This is a genomic window from Streptomyces sp. NPDC014006, assembly GCF_043088925.1.
Classification (GTDB): domain Bacteria; phylum Actinomycetota; class Actinomycetes; order Streptomycetales; family Streptomycetaceae; genus Streptomyces.
Genome location: NZ_JBICAJ010000007.1, coordinates 89,868 through 115,157 on the forward strand (window position 1 = coordinate 89,868; position 25,290 = coordinate 115,157).

Below are 25,290 nucleotides of genomic sequence, written 5' to 3' on the forward strand. Positions count from 1 at the left end.
CCTCACCCCAAAAGGGTGAAACGAACCATTGGCAACAAAGGGCGCATACCTTTCGTAAGTGCCCCACCGCACCTCAGTGCACCGCCGTCACGGCAGGGCTGTCACACCAGGGACCAGGCGATGCCGTCCAGGATGTCGTGCTCGCTCACCACGACCTCTTCGGCGCCGGTCCGCTCCATGATCGACAACAGCACCAAGGAGCCCGCCGCGATCACGTCGACCCGGCCCGGGTGCATCGACGGCACCGCCGCGCGCTCGGCGTGCGTGGAGTGCAGCAGCCACTCGGTGATCTCGCGGACCTTGTCCCGGGAGATCCGGGAGTGGTGGATGCGCGCCGAGTCGTACTCGGGCAGCTCCTGGGCGATCGCCGACACGGTCGTCACCGACCCGGCGAGCCCGACCAGCGTGCGGGCCTGACGCAGCGGAACGCTCTGCTCGGCGAGGTCCAGGGCGGCCTCGATGTCGGCCCTCATGGCCGCGATCTGCTCCTCGGTGGGCGGGTCCGTGACCGCCCCGCCGGCCACCAGGTGACGCTCCGTCATCCGTACGCAGCCGACGTCCACCGAGCGGGCCGCGCGCACGTGTTCCTCGCCGACGACGAACTCCGTGGAGCCGCCGCCGATGTCCACCACCAGGAACGGCCGCTCCAGGTGCTCGTGCCCGGCCAGCTCCCTGGTCGCGCCGGTGAAGGAGAACTCCGCCTCCTGGTCGCCGGTGATGACCTCCGGCTCCACGCCGAGGATGTCCAGCACACCGCGCACGAACTCGTCGCGGTTCTCCGCGTCCCGGGAGGCGGACGTGGCCACGAAGCGCAGCCGCTCGGCGCCGTGCTCCTTGATGATCTCCGCGTACTCCCGGCAGGCGGCGAAGGTGCGCTCGAGCGCCTCGGGGGCGAGACGCCCGGTGCGGTCGACGCCCTGCCCGAGCCGCACGATCGTCATACGGCGGTCCAGCTCGACGAGTTCATCCGTGGCCCCCGCGCCGGAGGCGCTGTCGGGCACGGCCACGTCGGCGACCAGCAGACGGATGGAGTTCGTACCGCAGTCGATGGCGGCGACCCGGGTCACTTGGCGTCCTCCTCGGTCCCGGCGCCCGCGCCCTCGCCGGCCGGCGTGACGCAGGGGCCCTTGCGCCACCACTCGGGCAGCATCGCGATCGCCTCGTCGCCGAGCGGGTTGACGCCCGGTCCGGCGGCCAGCGAGTGGGCGACCAGCACGTGCAGGCACTTCACGCGGTCCGGCATGCCGCCGGCGCTCGGGAAGCCGGTCAGCTCCTCGATCTCGTCGCGGCGCCGGATGTAGTCCTCGTGCGCGGCGCGGTAGGCGGCGGCCAGCTCCGGGTCGGTTCCCAGCCGCTCGGTCATCTCCTTCATCACGCCCTCGGCCTCCAGGGTGCCGATCGCGGAGGAGGCCCGGGGGCAGGTGAGGTAGTACAGCGTCGGGAAGGGCGTGCCGTCCGGCAGGCGCGGGGCGGTCTCCACGACGTCGGGCTGCCCGCAGGGGCACCGGTGGGCGATCGCGCGCAGCCCGCGCGGCGGCCGGCCCAGCTGCTGCTCGAAGGCAGCCACATCCGCGTCGGTGGGCTCGGTGCGCGGGGTGGACGGCGGGGGCGTTTCCACTACGAAGTTCTCTCTTGTCGAATTACTGGTCGGAGGCGTCGGCCTTGTCGACCCCGTCCCAGACGTTGGAGTACCAGGGGCGGTCCGCCGAGCCGAGTTCGGTGTGCGCCTGCTTGGCGGCGTCCGGGTCGACCACGACGTAACCGGTCTCCCCCGGCATCACATAGTGCAGCCGCTGCCGGATCTGCTGCTCGGCGAAGGAGTCGTCCTGCCAGCGCGCCTTGAGGTCGCGCAGCTGCTCCACGCGCTGCCTGGCCTGCTGCTTCTGCCGTTGCAGATCGGCGATCCCGGCGCGTTGCGAGACGTACTGGCGCATGGGATAGGCGAGCGCCACGATCAGCGAGCACACCACCAGCGCGAGCAGTGCCGCGCGGCCGGTGAGCCGGGAGCGGCGGGCCTGCCGTTTGGTCTGGGAACGGTAGACGCGGGCCGCGGTCTGCTCGCCGAGCAGCCGGATCCTGGTCGCCGTGGAGAAACGGTCCCGGTCCTTCACGGCCATGCCGGCCTCCCCTTTCACACGCGCGTACGTCCCCGGACACGGTACGGGACCGAGTACGGGGACGTACGTACGACTGGCTAAGCCTTACGCCAGGATGGGTCAGCCCTTGGAGACCGCGCCCCGGAAGCGGGGGAACGCGCTGCGGCCGGCGTACACCGCGGCGTCGTCGAGGATCTCCTCGATGCGCAGCAGCTGGTTGTACTTGGCGACGCGCTCGGAGCGGGCCGGGGCACCGGTCTTGATCTGGCCGCAGTTGGTGGCGACGGCGAGGTCGGCGATGGTGACGTCCTCGGTCTCGCCGGAGCGGTGGGACATCATGCACTTGTAGCCGTTGCGCTGGGCCAGCTCGACGGCGTCCAGGGTCTCGGTGAGCGAGCCGATCTGGTTGACCTTCACCAGCAGGGCGTTGGCGGCGCCCTCCTCGATGCCGCGGGCCAGGCGCTCGGGGTTGGTGACGAACAGATCGTCACCGACGAGCTGGACCTTGTCACCGAGCTTGGCGGTGATGGTCTTCCAGCCCTCCCAGTCGTCCTCGAACAGCGGGTCCTCGATGGAGACCAGCGGGTACGCCTCGACCAGCTCGGCGTAGTACTCGGTCATCTCCTCGGCGGAGCGGTTCTTGCCCTCGAAGACGTAGGAGCCGTCCTTGTAGAACTCGGACGCGGCCACGTCGAGGGCGAGGGCGATCTGCTCGCCGGGGGTGTAGCCGGCCTCCTTGATCGCCTCGAGGATGAGGTCGAGGGCCTCGCGGTTGGAGCCGAGGTTCGGGGCGAAGCCGCCCTCGTCGCCGAGGCCGGTGGCCAGGCCCTTGGACTTCAGGACCTTCTTCAGGGTGTGGTAGACCTCGGCGCCCCAGCGAAGGGCCTCGGAGAAGGACTCCGCGCCGATCGGGGCGATCATGAACTCCTGGATGTCCACGTTGGAGTCGGCGTGCGAGCCGCCGTTCAGGATGTTCATCATCGGCACCGGCAGCAGGTGCGCGTTCGGGCCGCCCAGGTAGCGGAACAGCGGCAGGTCGCTGGCCTCGGAGGCGGCGTGGGCGACGGCGAGGGAGACGCCGAGGATGGCGTTGGCGCCCAGCGAGCCCTTGTTGTCGGTGGCGTCCAGGTCGAACATGGCCTGGTCGATCAGACGCTGCTCGGTGGCGTCGTAGCCGACCAGCTCCGGGCCGATCTGCTCGATGACGGCCAGCACGGCCTTCTCGACACCCTTGCCCTGGTAACGGCTGGCGTCGCCGTCACGGAGCTCGATGGCCTCGAAGGCGCCCGTCGAGGCGCCGGACGGGACGGCGGCACGCCCGGTGCTGCCGTCGTCGAGGCCGACCTCGACCTCGACCGTGGGGTTGCCTCGGGAGTCCAGGATTTCCCGGGCTACGACGACGTCGATGGACGGCACGAGCATCTCCTTCGTGGATGTGACGCTGAAAGTGCGGGGCTGGTGAGCCTTGCGACTAGAGCCTAACCGCCCCGGGGCCATCGGCCAGCCGACCGCCCGGCCCGTGGACAGACAGACCGTACCCATTGTTCACCGTCGGAACAAAGGGGGGTGGCGTTCTGGCCGAATATTCGCCGAACCGGCGGCAGACAAAACCCGCCCCGGTGCGTACGGGGGAACACGCACCGGGGCGGGGAGCCCATGGGGACGGGGAGCGGCCCTTGGCCTGCCGGCTGCCGCTTTACTTCAGGTGCAGCTGCTGGCCCGGGTAGATCAGGTTGGCGTCCTCGACGATGTCCTTGTTCAGGTCGAACAGCTTCTTCCAGCCGCCGGCGACCTTGTGCTTCTCGGCGATGGAGCTGAGGGTGTCGCCCTTGACGACCTTGTACTCGCCGTCGCCCTTCTTGACCTTCTTGCCGGTCGGGGTGGTGACGGTCTTCGAGCTGTGCTTCTTCTGCGACTGCGCCGGGCGCTCACTGGAGCGGGAGGCGCTCTGCTGCTCGGTGGAGCGCGTCGTGGTGGTGCCCTGGGAGGACGAGCCGCTGCTCTGGGAGGAGCTCGAGGAGGCGCCGCCGTCGTTGGGGGTGCTCGACAGGCCCGTGCCGCAGACCGGCCAGGCGCCCTTGCCCTGGGAGGCGAGGACCTTCTCGGCCACCTGGATCTGCTGCGCCTTGCTGGCCTCGTTGGCCTGCGGGGCGTAGGCGGTACCGCCGTACGCGGCCCAGGTGGAGGCGGAGAACTGCAGGCCGCCGTAGTAACCGTTGCCGGTGTTGATGGACCAGTTGCCGCCGGACTCGCACTGGGCGACCGCGTCCCACTCGGAGGTGGTGGCGGCGGAGGCGTTGCCGGCCGCCATCAGCGGAGCGGCGACGGCGGCACCGGTGACACCGGCGATCGCGATGGCGCGGGTGGCCTTGGAGGGACGACGGTGCTTGCCCTTGCCGGAAAACAGCATGGTGGATCCCCTCACCGACGCCTGCGAGGTGAGCTGTCGGGTTCGGGCCGGTTGAGTTGCCCGGCCACCCCTCCCCTGGAGGAGGTGTGGCTTCACCCCTAGCCGCTCCGGCTCAACTGCCGGGCGCGGCGCTTACCTTGGGTCCCCCGCTCCTGCCTGCGGCGCGTTAAGCGACGAGTGTTCCCGTGCGGCCGCTGGCAGGATTCGGCGTTGCGGCCGGCCGGGGCTCGCGGTGGCGAGCGGTCATGACCGTAGACAGGCGATCGGCCGAATTTCAAAGACGATCACGGCTTCTGAGACTCATCCCACACTTTCACCAAAGCGGACATTAGTCTCGAAACAGGGCGTCAACTCCCGCTACTTTTCGCCCGTTTCGCCACCGACAAGCAGGGTCTGACCGGGCACGATGTGGCTCGGGTCGGCACCGATCGCGTCCTGGTTCTCCGCGTACAGCGCGCGCCACCCGCCCGCGACGCCAAGGGAGTCGGCGATGGACGTGAGGCTGTCCCCGTCGCGCACGGTGTAGCGCGAGGCGTGCCGGCCCGAGACGGGCGTCGCGCCGGCTTCGGTCACTTCTTCCTGTGCACTGACGCCTCGGTGGCGGCCGCCGCCGTCGAGGGCGCCGGTGTCGACGAGCCCCGAATCCCCGACGATCTGGCGCAGGTTGTCCGGATCGTCGCTGTTTGCGGCACCGGTGGAGGCGCTGTCGGACGGCTGCGAGGTGCCGTGCTCCGCACTTCCGGACGCGCCGGACTCGCCGGCACCGCCCGCGGACGGGGTGGTGGACGACAGGCCGTCAGAGGGCTGCGCGGGGCTGCCCGTGGAGGGAGTGCCGGCCGCCGTACCGGAGGGCGTGCCGGAGGAGTCGGGCAAGCCGGGCGAGTCCACCGAACCGGAGATTCCGGATGATCCGGAGGTATCGGTGGATCCGGAGGTACCGGCCGAACCGGAGGAGTCGGGTGAACCAGTGGACCCGCCCGAGCCGGAGGAGTCCGATCCGGCGGTGGCGCCGGTGGAGGCCGAGCCGCCGCCCGGCGTGTCGCCCGGTACACCCGTGTCGATGTCGGGTGCGGAGGTGTCGGCGGACAGGCCCGACGTCAGCCCGCACACCGTCCAGTGGCCGACGCCCTGGTCGGCGAGGACCTTCTCGGCGACGGCTATCTGCTGCGAGCGGCTGGCGAGGTCGGGGCGGGCCGCGTACTCCAGGCCGCCGTGGCCCTCCCAGTCCTCCTGCGACAGGTGCAGACCGCCGTACAGCCCGATTCCGGGGTTGTCGCTCCAGCGGCCGCCGCTCTCGCACTCGGCCACCTTGTCCCACGTCGTGCCGTCGGCCGCGTGGGCGCTCGCCGCGCCGAGCAGCGGGATGGCGATGGCGGAGCCGGTCACTCCGGCCGCGACGAGGAGTGCCGGAGCCTGACGGGGGCGACGGTGTCGACCGTTCCCGGAGAGCATGCGGTGACCTTTCGCAAGACAGCAGTGACCAGCGCGACGCCTTGAGGCAGCGGCGTCACGCTGACGAGTGAACGTATCGGCAGACGATCGTCAGTCACAAGTTCATGCCGCGCAGATCACGTGAAGATCACAAAGTTGAAGAGGTGTCATTTTCCTGTGTGCCCTCGGGCGTGAACACCACCGGCAACTGCCGCAGCCCCCGCATGATGAGACCGCCACGCCAGCGCAAGTCGTCTGGCTCCGCGTCCAGTTGGAGGTCGGGCAGCCGGGTGAGCAGGGTGGCGAGGGCGGCCTGGCCCTCCAGGCGGGCCAGCGGGGCGCCCAGGCAGTAGTGGATGCCGTGGCCGTAGCCGAGGTGCTGGTTGTCACGGCGGGCGAGGTCCAGCACGTCCGGCCCGGGGAAGCGCTCCGGATCGCGGTCGGCGGCGGCCAGGACGACGAGGACGGGGTCACCGGGGGCGATGTCCTGCCCGCCGATGCTCAGCGGCTCGGTGGCGAACCGCCAGGTCGCCATCTCCACCGGGCCGTCGAAGCGCAGGAGTTCCTCCACCCCGGTCTCCAGCAGCGCGCGTTCGCCCCTGGCGAGGGAGTCCTGCAGCCGGTGCCGCTGCCCGGGGTGGGTGAGCAGGGCGTAGGTGCCGTTGCCGATGAGGTTGACGGTCGTCTCGAAGCCGGCGAACAGCAGGATGAACGCCATCGCCGCGGCCTCGTTCTCGGTGAGGTGCTCGCCGTGGTCCGAGGCGCGGATCAGGCCGGAGATCAGATCCTCGCCGGGGGCGGCTTCGGCGGGCAGGGCCTGCCGCTTCCGGTGGATCAGCTCGGCGAGGTAGCCGCGCATCTTCTTCACCGACCGGGCGACCCCGCCCCGCGGCCCTCCCCCGTGCCGGATCATCATCCCCGCCCAGTCCCGGAAGTCGTCCTGGTCCTCACGGGGGACGCCGAGCAGGTCGCAGATGGCGTAGATGGGCAGCGGGAAGGCGAACTCGTGGATGAGGTCGGCGGAGCCCTTGTGCGCGAACTGGTCGATGAGGTGGTCGGTCAGCTCCTGCACGCGCGGCGCGAACTCCGCGACCCGGCGGGGCGTGAACGCCTTGCTGACCAGGCGCCGCAGCCGGGTGTGGTCCGGCGGGTCGATATTGAGCAGGTGCGTCATCAGCTCCGCCTTGCGCTCCCCGGGGATGCCGGTCTTGCCCTTGGCGTGCGCCGGCTCGTCGTGGTGCGCCGGGTTCTTGCTCAGGCGCTGGTCGGCGAGGGCTTGGCGGGCGTCGGCGTACCGGGTGACCAGCCAGGCCTCCACCCCGCTGGGCAGCCGGGTGCGGTGCACGGGCGCGTGCTCGCGCAGCCAGGCGTACGCGGGGTAGGGGTCGGCCGCGAACTCCCAGGTGAAGAGTTCGGGAGCGGTGTCGTCGGGGCGGAGCTGCTCGGTCACTCCTCGACCGTATCCGGATCCGGGTGGGCCTCGGCGTCGCGGTGGTCGGCGGGCGCCGCGGCGAGCGCGCCGGGGGCGACGCCCTCGGCCTCGCGGATCGCGTCCCGGTAGGCGCGGGCCGCCGCGCGCAGCGACGTCTCCGGGTCGACGCCGTCCGCCTCGGCGCGCGCGGCGAGCGCGAGCAGCTGGTAGCCGATGCCGTCGCCCTGCGGCAGCTCGACGTCCAGGCCGGCCGTGCGGGTGCGGGCGGCGAGCTTGGCGGCGAGGGAGAGGGCGGGCTGGTGGAGCGGGACGCCCTCGGTGACGGAGGCGCGCCGCTTCTCCTGCGCCTTGGTGCGCAGCCAGTGCGCCTTGACCTCCTCCGGGGTGGTGGCGGTGGCGTCCCCGAAGACATGCGGATGGCGGTGGATGAGCTTGGCGACGATGCCGCCGGCCACGTCGTCGATCGAGAAGGGGGCGTCGGTGTCCTCCTCGGCGATGCGGGCGTGGAAGACCACCTGGAGCAGCACGTCGCCCAGCTCCTCGCGCAGTTCGTCGCGGTCGCCGTCCTCGATGGCCTCGACCAGCTCGTACGCCTCCTCCATGGCGTACTTCGCCAGGCCCTCGTGGGTCTGCCGCGAGGACCACGGGCAGGCGACGCGGATGCGGTCCATGACCTGTACGAGGTCCAGCAGGCGGGCGCCGGGCAGGTCGTAGGAGGCGGGCAGCAGCTCCAGCTCCGGCATGGTGACGCGGCCGGAGCCGGCCAGCCGGGCGAGGCCGTCGGTCAGCGCCGGCTCGCCCTCGCCGCTCGCCACGACCACGACGGTGCGGGCGCCTTCGCAGGCGGCGAGGAGTTCCTCGGCGGTCACGGCGGTCACCTCGACGTCGACGCCGGCGTCACGGAGGTAGGGGAGCTGGGGGTGGGCGTCGTCGGCGCACAGCACCCTGCCGGCCGTGCGGAGTGCCTTCCAGGCGGGCCAGGAGAGGAGGCCGGGGGCGACTCTGTGGCTGGTGGTGAGCAGGACGATACGGCCGGGGTGCTCTGGGCGAGGTGCGTTCACGCTTCGAACGTACCGCCCACCAGCTCGGGGGGTGTCTGTGGGCGGGCGGGTGCGGGCGGTCTGTGGCTGGTCGCGCCCACGCGGCGGAACCGCATATCGAAAACACCCCCGCGCCCCTTGGGTGGAACACCTCGCCGACGGCCGGGAGGTCCCGTTACGCCGGCTGCTGTGACGCCGCCGTCACGTCCTTCACCCACGGGGTCTTCGCGTCCACCCGGCCGACCTTCTGGGCGTCCCAGGTGCCGTAGCGCGGGTTGAGGTCGACGCCCAGTTCCTGCGACGCCGTGGACAGGGCCTTCCAGAACGCCGGCTGGTTGGTGTCGGTGCCCAGCTTCGCGGCCAGCTTCTGTGCCTCGACCTGCAGGCGCAGGTTGTCGTCGACGCGCTGCGGCGGGATGCCGTACTCGCGCAGCCAGGTCGTCTCCAGGGCCTTGGCCCCGCCGAGCTGCTGCTCCACGCCCGCGCGCAGCTGCTGCACGTCGCGGGGGGTGACGGCGACGTGCGCGTCCTGAGCTGCGCGGTGCAGCACCTGGTCCAGGACCATGCTGTGCAGCGTCTGTCGCGTGAGGTTGCCGGAGCCGGAGACCGCGCGCGCGTAGTTCGCCTGGTCTCCGGCTGCCGCGCGCTGCGCCGCGCGGACCTCGTTCACCCGGTCCTGAAGCTGGGAGACCGTGATCTTCTGGCCGCCGACGACGGCCGCCGCACCCGGATGCGTGTCACTTCCGCAGGCGGTGAGCAGGGGAGCTGCGACGATCGCGGCGGACAGCAGGAGCGCGGTGCGACGGCGGCGGTGCAAGGGGAACCTCCCGAGGAGATTGTGCGACGGTGCACAAGGTCTTGCGGTGATCGATGGTAGGCAGTGGGCAGGCTGAGGCCAACCCATTCGACCAACGATTCACCGCCACTTCCGGCACCGCCGCGCACCCTCTTGGCGAAGAGCGTCAGCCGACGATGGCCACCGGCGCGTCCCACGCGTCGCGGTCCACGGTGATCGTGTAACCGCCCCGGGTCTCCTTGCTGTTCACCAGGTACTGGTGGCCACGGCTGTGGTCGGTGAACTGCGACACGCCCCACGGCCAGTCCGCGGTGGTGGTCTCCTTCTTGTCCCACAGCGCGTACCAGAGGTTGCCCGGCAGGTCCGTCTTGTTGGCGGCCGTGGCGATCGCCTTGGCGCTGGAGCTGCTGAAACCGTAGAAACCGGCCCGGTAGGTCTTGGCCCGCAGCCCCTTCGTGAACGCGCGCACGTACGTCAGCACGGCGTCGTTGCACGACTTGTTCGTGATGTCGTACGGCTCCATGTCGAGGTAGATCGCGCTGCCGGCCTTCATGCCGAGCGCCGCGGCCTTGGTCACTGCGTCGCTCGCGTCGCTCGCGCCGAGGGAGGCGGCCGTGGCGGCGGTCAGCTTCTCGGGGTTGCGGCTGGTCTGGCAGGGCGGCTGCGCGCCGACGTAGAGCGGGACGAGCTTCCAGCCCTGGGCGTTCACCGACTTCACCCAGGACGCGGTGAGGTTGGGCTGGCTGCAGCCGCGGTTCTTGCCGCCGATGTAGACGGCGGCGCCGCCGTAGTAGCCGTCGGCGCGCCAGGCCTTCATGGCGCTCAGCGACGGCGCGGTGCAGGTGTCGAAGGCCCGGCCGGTGTACGTCTTCTGGGCGGGCCAGGTGGTGGCCGCCATGGACTGCTGTGCGGCTATCCCGCCCCCGGCGACGACGGCGGCGCCCGCCACCGCCCAGGTGATGTATCTGCGCTTCTTGGACTGACGATGGCTGGACACGGCTGACCCCACCCCTTCGATGTATGTGACCGCTCGGTGTCCGCGACAACCACGAGCGGCTCGTACGTTAGCCCGTGCCGTGCCTAGCCCCGCACCTGCCCCAGCCATTGCAGGGTGCGGCGCACGTCCGCGGCCAGCGGGTGCCCGGGGCCGTGGAGCCGTTCCACGTCGTGCAGCAGGCGCATCAGCGTGTCGTGCGCGGCGGGCCGGTCGCCGAGGGCGAGCAGCAGCAGACCGATGCGGCGGCGCAGCTCGTGGGCGAGCGCGGGATCGCCGGAGACGTACTGGTTCTCGTAGTACGGCAGCAGCGCGCGGTACTCGGCGAGCGCGGCCCCCGGTTCGCCGAGCTGCTCCAGGCACTGGGCGGCGTCGTAGCGGAAGCGCAGGGACTGCGGGTCGGAGACTCCGGCCTCGGCGGCGCGTTCGTCGGCCAGGCGGCGCAGTTCGGGCAGCGCACGCCGGTACTGGCCGTCGTCCATGAGCGTGGCGGCGTACTGCTTGCGCAGGGTCCGTACGACCGGGGAGTGCTCGCCGTGTTCCCCGGCGGCGACGGGCAGGATCGCACCGAGGATGTCGACGGCCTGCGTGATGCTGCCCTGCCCGAGCAGGCGCTTGACCTCGTCCACGGCGGCGGCCACATCGGGTTTCCCCGCGGCGGGCGGATGGGCGGCGGGGGACGGCTGCGGCGCGGGGGTGCGGGCGCGGTCCGGCCAAGGGGCGTGCGGACGCAGGAAGGGGCGCGTGGGGTCCAGCGGCGCTCCGCTCGGTATGCCGCGCCCGGGCAGCAGCGGCACCAGCTGCTCGTACACCTCCTGCGCGGACGCGGGCCGGTGCAGCGGGTCCTTGGCGAGCAGACGCAGCACCAGCGACTCCAGCGCCTCGGGCACTTCGGGGCGGAACCGACGCACCGGCACCGGCGGCTCGTACAGATGCCGGTGCAGCACGCCGAGCGCGGTGGAACCGGCGAACGGGACGTTCCCGCTGAGCAGTTCGTGCAGCAGCACACCGAGCGCGTAGAGGTCGGTGTACGGCCCGACCGCGCCGCCCATCGCCTGCTCCGGGGCCATGTAGGCGGGCGAGCCGATGGGTGAGCCGGTGTGGGTCAGGCGCGTGGTGTCGCTGTCCATCACGGAGGCCACGCCCAGGTCGAGCACGGTGACCGTGCCGTCCTGCTTGACCATCACGTTGCGCGGCTTGAGGTCGCGGTGGACGATCGGCACCGCGTGCACGGCGCTCAGCACGGCGCACAGCTGCGCCGCCACGGCGACCGCCCACGGCCACGGGTAGGGGTCGTGCTCGGCGAGGTGGTCCGACAGGTCGGCGCCGTCGACGTACTGCATGACGAGGAAGAGCTCCTCGCCCTCGCTGCCCGCGTCGTGCACGGTCACCAGGCCCGGGTGGTCGACCTGCGCCGTCACCCGGCACTCGCGCAGGAACCGGCGGCGCAGCTCGTCGGCCTCCTGACCGGCCACCTTGTCGGGGCGCAGCAGCTTCACCGCCACGCGCCGGTCGAGCCTGCGGTCGTAGGCCGTCCACACCTGGCCCATGCCGCCCTGGCCGAGGAGGGAGGCCAGTTCGTAACGGCCGGCGATCATCCGCCCCGTCGTCACGGTCACCTTCCGCCCTCGCCGTGACCCTCGTGGCCGTCACTGCGCCGCAGGTAGTCGCTGAGCTCGTCGAGTTCGGCCCGCACCTGCTCGATCCGGGCCGGCGCGGGGCGGTGCGGGGGCGGCGGGGTGGGGATGCTGGGCACGGGGGTCACCATGGGCGCCGCCGGCGTCTGCGGGAGCGTGGCCGCGTACGGCGACGGGGACTGTGGGTAGCCGTAGTTCACAGCCGGCGCCGGGGGCACGGCATACCCGGCGGGGTGGGGCCGGTGATGACGTATGTCGGCGTACAGGTAGTAGGCGACGCAGGCCACCATGTTGAGCAGCAGGATGACCATGCCGGCGCTGCCCTTGGGCGTGCTGAAGTCATCGGTGTCGTCGGTCGCGAGCAGGCTGAAGGAGACGACCAGGACGGCCACCGACCCCCCGAAGAACCACCACTCGCCCCGCTTGCGGGTCACGATCGCCGCACGCAGCGGCGCCACCCACGCGAGGAATCCGATGCTGAGGACCGCCACCGCAACGAAGATCACGCGCAGCAGGACCAGCACCCCGGTCGAGGGCCGACGGGGTGGAGGCGGGGCGTAGCCGTGGCCCTGCATGGCTGCTCCTGAAGGCCTGGTGGGGACGAACGTGGTACCGGGTCAGAGCGTATAGGCCGACACGGACAACACGGCACGGGTTGTACCGAACCGTTGTCACACTGATCACTCCGGCGCGACCGTGCCGTCCGTCAGCCCGTCGTACATCCCGCGCACGAACTGCTCACCGAGCAGGCTCGTCTGCCGGAGCGCCCGCTCGAACTCCTCGAGGGCGCGGAACCGCTCGCCGTAGCGCCGCTGTTCCTCCAGCGGCAGCCGGGGCAGGTGCAGCCGGCGCACGTCGAGCCGGGTGGCGGTGGAGGCGTAGCTGCTGGCCTGGCGGTTGTTGGCGGTGCCGCGCAGGAAGCCGGCGAGGAACCACGGGTCGAGCGCCTGCCGGTCGGGGCGCAGCAGCACGAGGTTGCGGCCGAGGGCGGCGTCCCGGGTCGTCTCGTCGATGACGCGCGCCACCGCGCCGCCGCCGACCACCGGCACCACCACGTCGCCCGGCCGCGTCAGCACCGCCTCCTCCTCGCTCTCCGGCAGCGAGCCCGACGGTGCCGTCCCGGCGAGCACGTCGTGGTCGGTGAGCACCCGCACGCGCGTGGGGCCGCCGTTGCCGCCGGTCCGCATCTCCAGGGCCCCGCCGCGGGCGAGTTCCCCGACGGTGGTGAGCGGCCAGCGCTCACGCCGGGGCGCGTCCACGGGCGCCGGCGTGAGCTCCCCGGTCAGGCGCAGGGTCTCGCCGAGGCGTTCACGCACCACCGTGAGCGCCCCCGTGCCGTCGGCCGGCGCCGCGGGCGGCAGATGGCGGGCGGGCGCCAGGTCGACGTCGTCGTCCAGGAGGTCGATGACGGGCAGGGAGCGGGCCAGACCGGGCCGTTCCTCGAAGCCGCCCGCGCGGTCGAAGGCGGACCAGGCGTCCAGCACCGCCTCGCGCACGGCCTGCCAGTCGGGCCCGCCGCGCCCCTCCCCCGCGAACTGCCCGGCGTCGGCGAGCAGCACCTCGGGCTGCGCGGCCACGCCGGCGGGCCGTCGCAGCAGCCACAGATGCAGCGGGATGTTGTACGGCGGTGCCGCGCCCACCGGCAGGGCGATCACGGCCCGCAGCGCGCCCCGCCGCAGCAGGTCGGCGCGGATACGGCGGCCGGAGCGGCGGGAGGCGGTGGCGGGCGGCATCAGCAGCACCGCGGTGCCGCCGTCGCGCAGGCGGGCCAGCGCGTGCTGCACCCAGGCCAGCTCGGACTCGGCGCGGGCCGGGAAGCCGTACTCCCAGCGCGGGTCGTAGGCGAGTTCGTCGTGGCCCCAGTTGCGTTCGTTGAACGGCGGGTGGCAGAGCACCGCGTCGGCGCGCACCGCCGGGTGGGCGTCGGCACGCAGGGTGTCGCCGGCGGCGGCGTGCACGGCGGCCGGGGAGTGCAGGGCGAGCCGGAGCGCGGTGAGCGCGGCCAGGTCGGGCGCGCTGTCCTGGGCGTACAGCTCCTGCCCGGGGCATGGGGCGACGGCGCGCAGCAGGGCGCCGGTGCCGCAGGCCGGGTCCAGGACGGTGCGGGCGCCGCCGGCCAGGTCGGCCATGAGGGAGGCCAGTTCGGCGGGGGTGAGCGTGTACTGGCGCGGGTTGGCGTCGAGGTGCCGGCCGAGCAGGAACTCGAAGGTCTGCCGGGCACCGAGTTCGGCGGCGAGTTCCGCGGCGCCGCGCAACAAGGGGGCGGACGGGAGCAGTTGGGGGCCGGTGGGGGTGTGCACGGCGGGCGCGGGGGCGTGCGGGCCGCCGAAGCGCGGGGCGAGGACCTGCTCCAGGGCGGACGGCGCCATCGCGGCCAGGCGTTCGTCGGAGCCGGCGCTGATGTCCAGCCAGACGGTGGGGCGGTCGTGGATGAGGAGCAGGACGCAGCCGGCGTGGGTCAGGGCGGTTACGGGGCCCTCGGGGTGGCCGGCGAGCTGCTGCCAGACGCGTTCGCGCAGCGGGACCTCGGCGAGCTTGCCCTGACGGCGCAGCCAGTCCTCGACCTCGGCGAGCGCGAAGGAGGGGCTGGTCTCGGTGCCGCCGATGGGCTTGGGAAAGTCGGCGTGCCGGCGGCGCCAGTTGCTGACGGCGGCGCGGCCGACGCCGGCGAGGCGCGCGATGCCGGCGGCGGTCACCTCGGTGGCGTTGTCGGCGGCGGGTGCGGTTCCCGCGCCGGTGCCGGTGGTCGTGCCGGTGCCGGAGGTCGTGCCGGTGCCGGTGGCAGTGCTGGTCCCGCTGGCGGTGACCCCGCCGGCCGCTTTCGTCGTCGCGCGCGTGACCGCCCTGCTCGTCGCCGCCTGGTCTGCCGCCTCGTCCTGCACGGGCCGCGCTCCCCTCGTCCGCGCTGTGCGACCGCCCCGTACGGCCGCACCTGTGACGCCGAGGATACCGGCGAACGCAAGATCCGAGGCTTAACAGTCGTGTACTCAACCCTTGCTGTGAATCGTGTTGACTCGGTTCACAGTGCATGCTCTTATTGACCCGCGAACGAACGGCCGCTTCAGAAGAGGCGGTCACACCGTCCGAGGGGGGACACAGTCATGGGCACGAAGGCCAAGGTCGCGCTGGGCGCCGTCGTGGGGATCGTCGTCATCGGTGCCGTGTCGGCGAACGCCGGCGGCGACGGCGGTTCCGGCAGCTCCGGCAGCAAGGACAAGGGGTCGTCGGCCTCCGTCGGCCAGAGCGCGGGGGGCAAGGGCTCCGGTGCGCGGAAGCCGGGGGCGGAGGCGGCCGAGGAGAAGAAGGCCGCGTTCGACGGCGACGGCGACTTCCAGGTCGGCTCGGACATCAAGCCCGGCACCTACCGCACCACCGGCAACACCGAGGGGATGTGTTACTGGGAGCGGGCCAAGGACGCCTCCGGCGAGACCGATGCGATCCTGGCCAACGACAACGTCACCGGCACCAGCTACGTGACGGTCAAGCCCGGCGACAAGTTGTTCAAGTCCACCGGCTGCCACGACTGGGAGGCGGTCGGCGCGGGGGCCAAGGGCACGCCCGCCTCCGCGATGAAGGGCGACGGCGGCATGTTCAAGGTCGGCGTCGACATCGCTCCCGGCACCTATCGCTCCACCGGCAACGCCGACGACTCCTGCTACTGGGAGCGCACCAAGGACGCCGGCCACTCCGTCGAGTCGATCATCGCGAACAACAACGTGAGCGGCTCGGCCGTGGTGACCATCAGCGCCTCGGACGCCTACTTCAAGACCGCCGGCTGCAAGGACTGGAAGAAGACCGGCTGACCGGCCGCCCCGGCCTCAAGCCCCTCCGGCGTGACTCCCGGCCCCCACCCGGGACCGCGCTCATCCACCGGGCCCGACCGCACTGCGCGGGCCCCACCCGCACTCACCATCTCCACCAAGGAACCCCCATGCGTCGCACCGCTCTCGCCGCCACCACCCTCTGCCTGGTCACCGCGACCGCCGCGGTCCTGACCGGCTGCCAGTCCGGCCAGGACACGGCCGACGGCAAGCCGGCCGCCGCCTCCGGCGCGCCGGCGAAGGCCCAGGACCCCAACGCCGGTCTGCTCACGGGCACGCAGCTCAAGCAGGCGCTGGCCCCCGCGTCGGTCTTCCCGGCCGAGCTGACCCCGGTCGCCGACGGAGCGACGGACAGCGGCGACGACTTCCTCGCGCCGAGCAGCCGGAACACGGCCAAGACGGACTGCACCAAGCTGGAGAACACCGCCTGGCTCGACGTCACCGGCTACAAGGGCGGCGTGTCGTTCGCCCAGGACGACCGCGCCAACCAGGACCGGACCGAGGAGATGACCCAGGAGATCGACGCCTTCCAGGGCACGACCGCGCAGGCGGTGATGCAGCGGATCCGCGGCGTGGCGGCCGAGTGCGCGACGTTCACGGACACCGCCGACCACGTCAAGGTGCGGGTGAAGGGCAAGTCCGCGGACGGGCTCGGCGACGAGGCCTACACGCTCACGCTCACCAGCGCCACCTGGGAGAACGGCACCACGCTGATCGCCAGCCGGGTCGGGAAGTCGGTCATCACCGTCATGTCCACCGCCGGCTCCGAGAACGGCGCGGCCTCGGCGAAGAAGCTCACGACGCACCTGGTGGAGTCGCTGCGCAAGACGGCACCGGCCTCCTGACCGACGGCCCGAGGGGGGCGAGGGGGCGCAGGTTCATGCCTGCGCCCCCTCAGTCGCCTGCGCCCCTCAGTCGCACTGACGCAGCATCATCTGCTTGTCGGCGGCGGTCACGGGCAGGGCGTACTTGAGCGACACCTGTGCGAAGCGCACCGCGTAGGCGCACCGGATCCGCTTGTCCGGCGGCAGCCAGGTCGCCGGGCCGGAGTCGCTCTTGGCGCCGTTGGCGGGCCCGTCCACCGGAAGCAGATTGAGCGGGTCGTTGGCGATGGCCTCCCGCTTGTCCTTGGCCCAGCGCGAGGCGCCCATCTGCCAGTCGTACGACAGCGGCATGACGTGGTCGATCTGCACCGTGGTGGCACGGGACTTGGTCCACGCGATGCTCTTGCCGGTGTAGGGGTCGTGCAGCGTCATGGAGACGACCACACAGTTGGAGCCCTTGCGGAAGCGGACGTCCTGACCGTCGCGCTTGAGCAGGTCGTTGCGGGTGTCGCAGCCGTTGTGGGCGTAGGGCACGTCACCGGGGACCGAGTCCATCCAGGCGTAGCCGAACTTGTCACGCTCGTACCCGGTCTTCGGACCGCGCCCCTTGGTCGCCACCTTCTGGATGAGCGCCCTGGCCTCGGCGCGGTCGGCCGCGTCGGTGAGGGGCGCCAGCCCGGGTTTCGTCCCGTCGGGGTTGTCCAGCGGACTGACCGCGTGCCCGTCTGCGGCCGACCGCTCCGGCCCCGATGACCCCGTCGTCTGCGGCGTGCAGCCGGTGATGCCCAGCAGCAGCACGGCGGCGACCGTGACCCCGCCCCTCGCACACCTCACGGTGCGTCCCTCCCCTTGCTCGACCGGTTCCACCCCGCACCCGCGAGTCTTCCCGCACGGCCCCTGTGTACACACCGTAACCGCACAGAGGTTCAGACCATATCCGCGCATACTTGGGCATCCCGCTCATCCCCCGCGTATCGTCGGAAGGGAGTTCTCACCGGAAGGAGCTTCCGCATGGGCCTCTTGGACAGGTTCCGCCAGAACAAGCAGGCGCAGGACAAGGGCAAGCAGATGTCCGACGCCGGCGAAAAAACGGTCAACGACAAGACTGGCGGGAAATACGAGGACCAGGTCGACGCCGCGCAGCGCCAGGCCGAGCAGCGTCTCGGCATGGACCGCGACCGCCCCGACCAGCAGTAGGCCCCCGACCGAGGCCGAAGCCGCCCACGGATCGCGCATCCGGAGGGCGGCTTCGCCCGTTCCCCCGGCCTCGGGCCGAAACGGGCCCGCGCAGGGGAACGGCGAACCGTCCCCTACGAGTCCAGCACCGACGTCAGGAACTCGCCCACCCACGCCAGCAGTTCGCGTCCGATCAGCGGCTTGCCGCCGACCTTGGCCGTCTTCGGGCGCGGGACCAGCACCTGGTGCGTGGCCGGCTTGATGACGCTGCCGGGGTACAGGCGCTTCAGGCGCAGCTCCTGCGACTCGCGCAACTCCACCGGCGCGAACCGGATGTTGGTGCCCTGGAGCACGATCTCGCCGACCCCGCAGGCCCGCGCGAGCATCCGCAGTCCGGCGACCAGCAGCAGGTTCTCCACCGGCTCGGGCAGCTTGCCGTAGCGGTCGGTGAGTTCCTCGCGGACGTGCCGGACGTCCTCCTCGCTGTTGGCCGAGGCGATCGACCGGTAGGCCTGCAGGCGCAGCCGCTCGCCGGGCGCGTAGTCGTGCGGGACGTGCGCGTCGACCGGCAGCTCGATCTTGACCTCCAGCGGCGCCTCTTCCTGGATCTCGCCCGTCTCCAGCTGCCTGCGGTAGTCCGCGACCGCCTCGCCGACCATCCGCACGTACAGGTCGAAGCCGACGCCCGCGATGTGCCCGGACTGCTCGCCGCCGAGCAGGTTGCCCGCGCCGCGGATCTCCAGGTCCTTCATCGCCACGTACATGCCGGCGCCCATCTCGGTGTGCTGCGCGATGGTCGCCAGGCGCTCGTGCGCGGTCTCCGTCAGCGGCTTCTCCGGCGGGTACAGGAAGTAGGCGTAGCCGCGCTCCCGGCCACGGCCGACGCGGCCGCGCAGCTGGTGCAGCTGGGACAGGCCGAAGGTGTCGCTGCGCTCCACGATCAGGGTGTTGGCGTTGGCGATGTCGATGCCGGACTCGACGATCGTCGTGGAGACCAGCACGTCGAACTTCTTCTCCCAGAAGTCGACGACGACCTGCTCCAGGGCCGACTCCGACATCTGGCCGTGCGCGGTGGCGATGCGCGCCTCGGGGACGATCTCGCGCAGCCGCGCCGCCGCCTTGTCGATGGACTCCACCCGGTTGTGGATGTAGAAGACCTGGCCCTCGCGCAGCAGCTCACGCCGGATCGCCGCGCCGATCTGCTTCTCCTCGTACGGCCCGACGAAGGTGAGCACCGGGTGCCGCTCCTCCGGCGGCGTGGTGATCGTCGACATCTCGCGGATGCCGGTGACCGCCATCTCCAGGGTGCGCGGGATCGGCGTCGCGGACATCGTCAGCACGTCGACGTTGGCGCGCAGCTTCTTCAGCTGCTCCTTGTGCTCGACGCCGAAGCGCTGCTCCTCGTCGACGATGACCAGACCGAGGTCCTTGAACTTGGTCTCGGAGGAGAACAGCCGGTGCGTGCCGATGACGATGTCCACCGAGCCGTCCCTCAGGCTCTCCAGGGTCGCCTTCGCCTCGGTGTCGCTCTGGAAGCGGGAGAGCGCCCGCACGTTCACCGGGAACTGCGCGTACCGCTCGGAGAACGTCCCGAAGTGCTGCTGCACCAGCAGCGTCGTCGGTACGAGGACGGCGACCTGCTTGCCGTCCTGCACCGCCTTGAACGCGGCCCGCACCGCGATCTCGGTCTTGCCGTAACCGACGTCGCCGCAGATCAGGCGGTCCATCGGGACCGTCTTCTCCATGTCCTCCTTGACCTCGGCGATCGTGGTGAGCTGGTCCGGGGTCTCCGCGTAGGGGAAGGCGTCCTCCAGCTCGCGCTGCCAGGGCGTGTCGGAGCCGAAGGCGTGGCCGGGGGCGGCCATGCGGGCGCTGTAGAGCTTGATCAGGTCGGCGGCGATCTCCTTGACGGCCTTCTTCGCGCGCGCCTTGGTCTTGGTCCAGTCGGCGCCGCCCAGGCGGTGCAGCGTGGGTGCCTCGCCGCCGACGTACTTGGTGATCTGCTCCAGCTGGTCGGTGGGGATGTACAGCCGGTCGCCGGGCTGGCCGCGCTTGGCGGGCGCGTACTCCACGACCAGGTACTCGCGCGTGGCGCCCTGCACCGTGCGCTGCACCATCTCGATGTAGCGGCCGACGCCGTGCTGCTCGTGGACGATGTAGTCGCCCGCCTCCAGGGTGAGCGGGTCGATCGTCTTGCGGCGCCGCGCGGGCATGCGGGCGCCGTCCTTGCCGGCGGCCTTCTGCCCGGTCAGGTCGGTCTCGGTGAGCACCGCCAGCCTGAGGCCCGGGTCGACGAAGCCGTTGTCGATGGAGCCGCACGCCACGTGCACCAGGGACGGGGACAGCTCGCCGAGGTCGGCGTCGAGGCGGGCGGCGATGCCCTCCCCGCCGAGCACCTCGACCGTACGGGCGGCGGGGCCGTGGCCTTCGGTGACGTACACCGTGCGCCAGCCGTCGGCGAGCCAGCCCTTGGTGTCGGCGAGCGCCCGCGCGGTGTCGCCGCGGTAGGCCTCGGGGGCGTGCATGCCGAGTTTGAGGGTGCCGGCGTCCAGCTCGTCGTCGGCGGCGAACGGCGACACCGACCACCACATCATGTCCAGCTCGCGGGCCCGGTCGCGGACGTCGGCGATGGACCACAGGGAGGCCGCGCCGACGTCGATGGGCGCCTCGCCGCCGCCGGCGGTGGCGGCCCAGGACGCCTGCAGGAACTCCTGGCTGGTGGCCACCAGGTCGGCGGCGCGCGTACGGACCCGCTCGGGGTCGCAGACGACGGCCATCGAGCCCTTGGGCAGCACGTCGAGCAGCAGCTCCATGTCGTCGACGAGGACCGGAGCGAGGGACTCCATGCCCTCGACCGCGATCCCCTCGGCGATCTTGTTCAGGAGTTCGCCCAGCTCCGGGTGGTCCTCGGCAAGGGCACGCGCGCGTGCGCGGACGTCCTCGGTGAGCAGCAGCTCGCGGCAGGGCGGCGCCCACAGGCCGTGCTCGGCGACCTCCAGGGAGCGCTGGTCGGCGACCTTGAAGTAGCGGATCTCCTCGACGTCGTCACCCCAGAACTCCACGCGCAGGGGGTGTTCCTCGGTGGGCGGGAAGACGTCCAGGATGCCGCCGCGCACGGCGAACTCGCCGCGCTTCTCCACCAGCTCCACGCGCGCGTACGCCGCCGCGGCGAGCGCCTCCACGACGCTGTTGAGGTCGGCGCTGCGGCCGGTGCGCAGGGCCACCGGTTCGAGGTCGCCGAGACCCTTGACCTGCGGTTGCAGCACCGAGCGCACGGGGGCGACGACGACGGAGACCGGGCCGGTCTCGGGGTCGTCGGGGCGGGGGTGGGCGAGGCGGCGCAGGACGGCGAGGCGACGGCCGACGGTGTCGCTGCGCGGGCTGAGCCGCTCGTGCGGGAGGGTCTCCCAGGAGGGGTACTCCACGACGCCCTCGGACGGCAGCAGGGAGCGCAGCGCCGCCGCCAGGTCCTCCGCTTCACGCCCGGTCGCTGTCACCGCGAGCACGGGGCGGGCGGCCTCGCGGGCGAGCGCGGCGATCGTGAAGGGGCGGGCGGCCGGCGGGCCCACCAGGTCGAGGTGCATGCGGTTGCCGTCGGTGGCGGCCGAGATCGCTTCCGCGAGGGCGGGGTCCTTGACGGCGGCGTCGAGCAGACCGTGCAGGCTCATGGAGGGCTGTTCCGTCCCGTGGTGACGAGGGTGGGCAACGCGAAAGGCCCGACGCGAGATGCGGCCGGGGGTGTCCAGCGTACGACTTGTCCGCGGCGGCTGCCGGAGGCTGTGGACAACCCCGCTCGCCCCGTGCCCTGCGCGAAGGCGGCCCCGTCGGCGGACACACCACGGCGCCGGGAAGCCCCCCAAGGCTTCCCGGCGCCGGGCCTCGCCCCCGTGACCCCCGTCCACGGTGGCCGTCTGTGTCAGTCCGTCGCGATGGCGTTCAGGACGTTCATGCGGCCCGCCCGGAACGCCGGGACCAGGGCGGCGAACAGGCCCACGAAGGCCGAGCCGATGAAGACCGCGGTGATCGTCGGCCAGGGAATCTCCAGAACCTTCAGCCCCTCCAGGGCGAGCAGCTTCTGGGCCGTCGCGCCCCAGCCCATGCCCAGCCCCAGGCCGAGCAGCGCGCCGAAGAGGGCGATCACCACCGACTCGAGGCGGATCATGCGCCGCAGCTGCCGGCGCGAGAGGCCGATGGCCCGCATCAGGCCGATCTCCCGGGTCCGCTCGACCACCGACAGGGCCAGGGTGTTCACGACACCCAGGACCGCGACCACGATCGCCAGGGCCAGCAGCCCGTAGATCATGTTCAGCAGCTGCCCGATCTGGTCCTTCAGCGCCTGCTTGTAGTCGGTCTGGTCGCGCACGGTGTACTGCGGGTAGTCGTGCAGCTGCGCCTTGAGCGCCTTGTACGCGCTCTCCTGCTGCCCGTCCTTGGCGGTGGCGAAGAGCAGCATGTCCAGCGGCATCTTCTCGGCCGGCACGTACTTCGTCACCGTCGCGATCGACGCGTACATCGCGCCCTTGTCGATCACCACGTCGTCGCTGGTGATCGCGCGGACCGTGAGCCGGGCCGTCGTACCGTCCTTGAAGGCGACCGCGACCGTGGAGCCGAGCTTGATGCCGTGGTCCTTGGCGAAGCCCTCGAAGACGGACATCGAGTCGGGCCGGTAGGCGTCCGCGAGGCGGCCCGCGACGGTCTCGGTGCGCACGTCCTGCGCGTAGGCCGGGTCGGCGGCGTTGATGGTCTCCTTCTTCGTGGTGCGCCCGTCGGGCGTGGTCAGCGTGGCGTCGAGGACCTTGTACTCGGTGACGCGCTCGAGACCCTGCACCGACTTCGCCGCCTTGACGGCCTGCGGAGTGATCAGCTGCCCGCTGTCGGACTGGACGATGAAGTCCGTGCCGACGCTCTTGTCCAGTTCGTCCGTCGCGGAGGCGACCATGGAGGAGCCGACCACCGACAGGCAGGCGACCAGCGCGAGCCCGATCATCAGCGCGGCGCCCGTCGCCCCGGTGCGCCGCGGGTTGCGCAGCGCGTTGCGCTCGGCCATCCGCCCGACCGGCCCGAAGACCCGCAGCAGGACCGCGCCGAGGACCCGGACCACGCCACCGGCGAGCAGCGGGCCGACGACCACGAATCCGATCAGGCTCAGCACCACGCCGAGCCCCAGCCACAGCGAGCCCTCGCTCGCCTTGTCCGCGTTCGCCGCGACGAACAGGCTCGCCCCGCCGGCCCCCGTCAGCACCAGACCCAGCAGAGCGCGCACCCAGCCGGCCTTCACGTCGGCCGGGGTGCCCGCGTCGCGCAGTGCGGCCATGGGCGAGATCTTCCCGGCGCGCCGGGCCGGGACGTAGGCGGCCAGGACCGTCACCACGACGCCCAGCACCAGGCCGGCCACCGGCGTGGTCCAGGCGACCGTGAGGTCGTCGGTGGACAGGTTCATGCCCATCTGGCCCATGAGCTTCATCAGCCCGACGGCGATGCCCACACCCGCCGCCGCGCCGAGCAACGAGCCGACGACGCCCAGCATCAGCGCCTCGATCAGCACCGAGCGGTTGACCTGCTTGCGGGAGGAGCCGATGGCCCGCATCAGGCCGATCTCCCGGGTGCGCTGGGCGACCAGCATGGAGAAGGTGTTGATGATCAGGAAGATGCCGACGAGGAAGGCGATCCCGGCGAAGCCGAGCATCGCGTACTTCATGACGTCGAGGAAGCTCGCGACGCTCTTCTGGTTGGCGTCGGCTACCTCCTTGGCGGTCTGCACCTTGTAGCCGCCGCCGAGCCCGGCGACGACGTCCTTCTTCAGCTGGTCGTCGCTGATTCCGGGCGTGGCGGTGACGTTGACGTTGGTGTAGACGCCGCTCTGCCCGACGAGGGTGTCCTGCGCGGTCCTGGTGTCCAGGTAGAAGATCGCGGCGCCGGGGTTGGTGACCTGGAAGGCGGCGATGCCGGAGATCTTCGCGGTGTGCGTGCCGATCGCGCTGATGACGCCGATCTCGTCGCCGAGCTTCAGGTGGTGCTTGCCGGCGGTGTCCTCGTCGACCATGACCTGGCCGGGTCCGTGGGGCGCCGCGCCCTCGGTGATCTTCATGGTGCGGGCGTCCTGGCCGTTCCAGCTGCCGACGATGGTCGGGGCGCCGGAGGACGGTGACAGGTTCTCCTTGTCGGCGTCGACGACGGTCACCGAGGTGGAGAACACCGTGCCCTCGGCGGCCTTGACGCCGTGGACGCGGCGCACCTTGTCGATCACCAAGGCCGGCATGACCGGCGGCTTGCCGTTGTCGGAGGTCGTCTCACCGGTGTCCGAGGCGCTCTCGGCGGTGACGGTGACGTCCGAGGAGGTGGCGGCGAACAGCTTGTCGAAGGTGGTGTTCATCGTGTCGGTGAACACCAGCGTCCCGCACACGAACGCCACCGACAGCAGCACGGCGACCGCCGACAGCGCCATGCGGCCCTTGTGCGCGAAGAAGTTGCGCAGGGAGGTCTTCAGCACGGTCATGAGGTACGCCCTCGCGCGTCGAAGTCCTTCATGCGGTCCAGGACCTGCTCGGCGGTCGGCTGGTACATCTCGTCGACGATGCGGCCGTCGGCGAGGTACAGCACCCGGTCCGCGTACGAGGCGGCGACCGGGTCGTGGGTGACCATCACGATGGTCTGCCCCAGCTCGGTGACCGACCGCCGCAGGAAGCCGAGCACTTCCGCCCCGGCACGCGAGTCGAGGTTGCCGGTCGGCTCGTCACCGAAGATGATCTCCGGCCGGGCCGCCAGCGCCCGCGCGACGGCGACGCGCTGCTGCTGACCGCCGGAGAGCTGGTTGGGCCGGTGCTTGAGCCGCCCGGCGAGCCCGACGGTGTCCACCACGCGCGCCAGCCACTGCTGGTCCGGCTTGCGGCCGGCGATGTCCATCGGCAGCGTGATGTTCTCCAGCGCGCTGAGCGTCGGCAGCAGGTTGAACGCCTGGAAGATGAACCCGATGCGGTCCCGGCGCAGTTGGGTGAGCTTCTTGTCCTTCAGGCCGGTGATCTCGGTCTCGTCGAGATGGATTTGGCCGCTCGTCACGGTGTCGAGCCCGGCGAGGCAGTGCATCAGCGTGGACTTGCCGGACCCCGACGGGCCCATGATCGCGGTGAACTGCCCGCGGGCGATGTCCACGTCGACGTGGTCCAGCGCGACGACGCGGGTCTCCCCCGCCCCGTACGCCTTGACGACCTGCCGCGCCCGCGCGGCAACGGCCGTTGTCCCTCCAGTGCCCCCGTGCCTGGGAATGGTCACAGCCGAAGTCACGGTATGTCTCCTATGTCGGTCGGCAGAGTCGAAAGGTGTCCGGTACGTCGCGTCCGGTCCTGTGTGGTTACGGCATTGAGTCTCGCGGGCGGCAGGGGTGCCGCGCGCTGGTGTGGGACCCCGTCTTCGGGCGGGGGAAAACCCCACCCCGACGGTTCGGCCGGCCGCCCCCCAGCGGCGTAAAGCCAGCCTAAGGACGGCAGCCCCGCCCGCTCGTCCTCCAGGGGGACGAACCCTCCCCGGGCCGTAGTGCGGAGGAACCCCTAGGGGCCCTCCACCGCCGGGTGGAGTGCCCCTAGGGGTTCCTCTCCACCCTCCGGTGCACCCAGGCTGCGCCCTCCCGTTGCGTGAG

Annotated in this window: 20 protein-coding genes and 1 riboswitch; of the genes, 3 read left to right on the plus strand and 17 right to left on the minus strand. The window is 71.7% G+C overall.

Annotated features, from left to right (window positions below; genetic code table 11):
- Positions 1–101: 101 nt before the first annotated feature.
- The 13 genes from ACF1GV_RS23800 to ACF1GV_RS23860 form a co-directional block, all read right to left on the minus strand.
- On the minus strand, positions 102–1,067 hold the full coding sequence (locus ACF1GV_RS23800; protein ID WP_391684265.1) for an exopolyphosphatase: 966 nt from the start codon (positions 1,065–1,067) through the stop codon (positions 102–104).
- A complete protein-coding gene (locus ACF1GV_RS23805; RefSeq protein ID WP_363263306.1) occupies positions 1,064–1,618 on the minus strand; it encodes a DUF501 domain-containing protein in 555 nt (184 codons plus the stop codon). Before ACF1GV_RS23805 ends, ACF1GV_RS23800 begins: the two co-directional genes overlap by 4 nt.
- Positions 1,619–1,640: 22 nt before the next feature.
- On the minus strand, positions 1,641–2,117 hold the full coding sequence (locus ACF1GV_RS23810; protein WP_391684268.1) for a septum formation initiator family protein: 477 nt from the start codon (positions 2,115–2,117) through the stop codon (positions 1,641–1,643).
- A gap of 99 nt (positions 2,118–2,216) precedes the next feature.
- Positions 2,217–3,512: a phosphopyruvate hydratase gene (gene eno, locus ACF1GV_RS23815; protein WP_363263308.1), complete on the minus strand. Its 1,296-nt coding sequence runs from the start codon at positions 3,510–3,512 to the stop codon at positions 2,217–2,219.
- Positions 3,513–3,792: 280 nt separating this feature from the next.
- Entirely contained in the window at positions 3,793–4,506 is a 714-nt protein-coding gene (locus tag ACF1GV_RS23820) for a transglycosylase family protein (protein ID WP_391684272.1), read from the minus strand.
- Positions 4,507–4,509: 3 nt separating this feature from the next.
- Positions 4,510–4,680: riboswitch (cyclic di-AMP (ydaO/yuaA leader) on the minus strand.
- A 183-nt stretch (positions 4,681–4,863) separates the two neighbouring features.
- Positions 4,864–5,958, minus strand: coding sequence for a transglycosylase family protein (locus ACF1GV_RS23825; RefSeq protein ID WP_391684275.1), 1,095 nt, complete (start codon positions 5,956–5,958; stop codon positions 4,864–4,866).
- Positions 5,959–6,085: 127 nt separating this feature from the next.
- Positions 6,086–7,387, minus strand: a complete 1,302-nt coding sequence (locus ACF1GV_RS23830; RefSeq protein WP_391684277.1) for a cytochrome P450 — start codon at positions 7,385–7,387, stop codon at positions 6,086–6,088.
- Positions 7,384–8,430 carry a nucleoside triphosphate pyrophosphohydrolase gene (locus ACF1GV_RS23835; RefSeq protein WP_391684280.1) on the minus strand — a complete coding sequence of 349 codons (1,047 nt, stop codon included), beginning with the start codon at positions 8,428–8,430 and terminating at the stop codon, positions 7,384–7,386. Before ACF1GV_RS23835 ends, ACF1GV_RS23830 begins: the two co-directional genes overlap by 4 nt.
- A gap of 154 nt (positions 8,431–8,584) precedes the next feature.
- The gene (locus tag ACF1GV_RS23840; RefSeq protein ID WP_391684283.1) at positions 8,585–9,226 is read right to left on the minus strand and encodes a SurA N-terminal domain-containing protein; all 642 of its coding nucleotides are present in this window, start codon (positions 9,224–9,226) and stop codon (positions 8,585–8,587) included.
- 145 nt (positions 9,227–9,371) lie between these two features.
- Positions 9,372–10,202: a glycoside hydrolase domain-containing protein gene (locus ACF1GV_RS23845; protein ID WP_391684285.1), complete on the minus strand. Its 831-nt coding sequence runs from the start codon at positions 10,200–10,202 to the stop codon at positions 9,372–9,374.
- Between the two features lie 83 nt (positions 10,203–10,285).
- Entirely contained in the window at positions 10,286–11,797 is a 1,512-nt protein-coding gene (locus ACF1GV_RS23850) for a serine/threonine-protein kinase (RefSeq protein ID WP_391685080.1), read from the minus strand.
- Between the two features lie 17 nt (positions 11,798–11,814).
- Positions 11,815–12,411, minus strand: a complete 597-nt coding sequence (locus ACF1GV_RS23855; RefSeq protein WP_391684287.1) for a hypothetical protein — start codon at positions 12,409–12,411, stop codon at positions 11,815–11,817.
- A gap of 105 nt (positions 12,412–12,516) precedes the next feature.
- On the minus strand, positions 12,517–14,532 hold the full coding sequence (locus ACF1GV_RS23860) for an N-6 DNA methylase (RefSeq protein ID WP_391685082.1): 2,016 nt from the start codon (positions 14,530–14,532) through the stop codon (positions 12,517–12,519).
- 405 nt (positions 14,533–14,937) lie between these two features.
- Between ACF1GV_RS23860 and ACF1GV_RS23865 the strand changes: the two genes are divergently transcribed.
- Both ACF1GV_RS23865 and ACF1GV_RS23870 read left to right on the plus strand, forming a co-directional pair.
- Positions 14,938–15,639, plus strand: a complete 702-nt coding sequence (locus ACF1GV_RS23865) for a hypothetical protein (protein WP_391684290.1) — start codon at positions 14,938–14,940, stop codon at positions 15,637–15,639.
- 128 nt (positions 15,640–15,767) lie between these two features.
- Entirely contained in the window at positions 15,768–16,502 is a 735-nt protein-coding gene (locus ACF1GV_RS23870) for a hypothetical protein (RefSeq protein ID WP_391684292.1), read from the plus strand.
- 66 nt (positions 16,503–16,568) lie between these two features.
- On the opposite strand, the gene ACF1GV_RS23875 is transcribed toward ACF1GV_RS23870, so the two are convergent.
- Positions 16,569–17,315: an HNH endonuclease family protein gene (locus tag ACF1GV_RS23875; protein ID WP_391684294.1), complete on the minus strand. Its 747-nt coding sequence runs from the start codon at positions 17,313–17,315 to the stop codon at positions 16,569–16,571.
- Positions 17,316–17,492: 177 nt separating this feature from the next.
- Here ACF1GV_RS23875 and ACF1GV_RS23880 point away from each other — a divergent pair, with 177 nt between their 5' ends.
- Positions 17,493–17,678 carry an antitoxin gene (locus ACF1GV_RS23880; RefSeq protein ID WP_391684296.1) on the plus strand — a complete coding sequence of 62 codons (186 nt, stop codon included), beginning with the start codon at positions 17,493–17,495 and terminating at the stop codon, positions 17,676–17,678.
- A gap of 113 nt (positions 17,679–17,791) precedes the next feature.
- Here ACF1GV_RS23880 and mfd read toward each other — a convergent pair whose 3' ends face one another.
- From mfd to ACF1GV_RS23895, 3 genes are all read right to left on the minus strand, one after another.
- The gene (gene mfd, locus ACF1GV_RS23885) at positions 17,792–21,325 is read right to left on the minus strand and encodes a transcription-repair coupling factor (RefSeq protein WP_391684299.1); all 3,534 of its coding nucleotides are present in this window, start codon (positions 21,323–21,325) and stop codon (positions 17,792–17,794) included.
- A 248-nt stretch (positions 21,326–21,573) separates the two neighbouring features.
- On the minus strand, positions 21,574–24,153 hold the full coding sequence (locus tag ACF1GV_RS23890) for an ABC transporter permease (protein ID WP_391684302.1): 2,580 nt from the start codon (positions 24,151–24,153) through the stop codon (positions 21,574–21,576).
- Positions 24,150–24,938, minus strand: a complete 789-nt coding sequence (locus tag ACF1GV_RS23895) for an ABC transporter ATP-binding protein (protein WP_391684304.1) — start codon at positions 24,936–24,938, stop codon at positions 24,150–24,152. The genes ACF1GV_RS23890 and ACF1GV_RS23895 overlap by 4 nt, the downstream gene beginning before the upstream one ends.
- Between the last annotated feature and the right edge of the window lie 352 nt (positions 24,939–25,290).

Bases quoted from the DNA above. Each gene is read 5' to 3' on its own strand.
- ACF1GV_RS23855 (WP_391684287.1), bottom strand. From the start codon at position 12,411: ATGCAGGGCCACGGCTACGCCCCGCCTCCACCCCGTCGGCCCTCGACC.
- ACF1GV_RS23820 (WP_391684272.1), bottom strand. From the start codon at position 4,506: ATGCTGTTTTCCGGCAAGGGCAAGCACCGTCGTCCCTCCAAGGCCACC.
- mfd (WP_391684299.1), bottom strand. From the start codon at position 21,325: ATGAGCCTGCACGGTCTGCTCGACGCCGCCGTCAAGGACCCCGCCCTC.
- ACF1GV_RS23825 (WP_391684275.1), bottom strand. From the start codon at position 5,958: ATGCTCTCCGGGAACGGTCGACACCGTCGCCCCCGTCAGGCTCCGGCA.
- ACF1GV_RS23865 (WP_391684290.1), top strand. From the start codon at position 14,938: ATGGGCACGAAGGCCAAGGTCGCGCTGGGCGCCGTCGTGGGGATCGTC.
- ACF1GV_RS23850 (WP_391685080.1), bottom strand. From the start codon at position 11,797: ATGATCGCCGGCCGTTACGAACTGGCCTCCCTCCTCGGCCAGGGCGGC.
- ACF1GV_RS23890 (WP_391684302.1), bottom strand. From the start codon at position 24,153: ATGACCGTGCTGAAGACCTCCCTGCGCAACTTCTTCGCGCACAAGGGC.
- ACF1GV_RS23870 (WP_391684292.1), top strand. From the start codon at position 15,768: ATGCGTCGCACCGCTCTCGCCGCCACCACCCTCTGCCTGGTCACCGCG.
- ACF1GV_RS23880 (WP_391684296.1), top strand. From the start codon at position 17,493: ATGGGCCTCTTGGACAGGTTCCGCCAGAACAAGCAGGCGCAGGACAAG.
- ACF1GV_RS23810 (WP_391684268.1), bottom strand. From the start codon at position 2,117: ATGGCCGTGAAGGACCGGGACCGTTTCTCCACGGCGACCAGGATCCGG.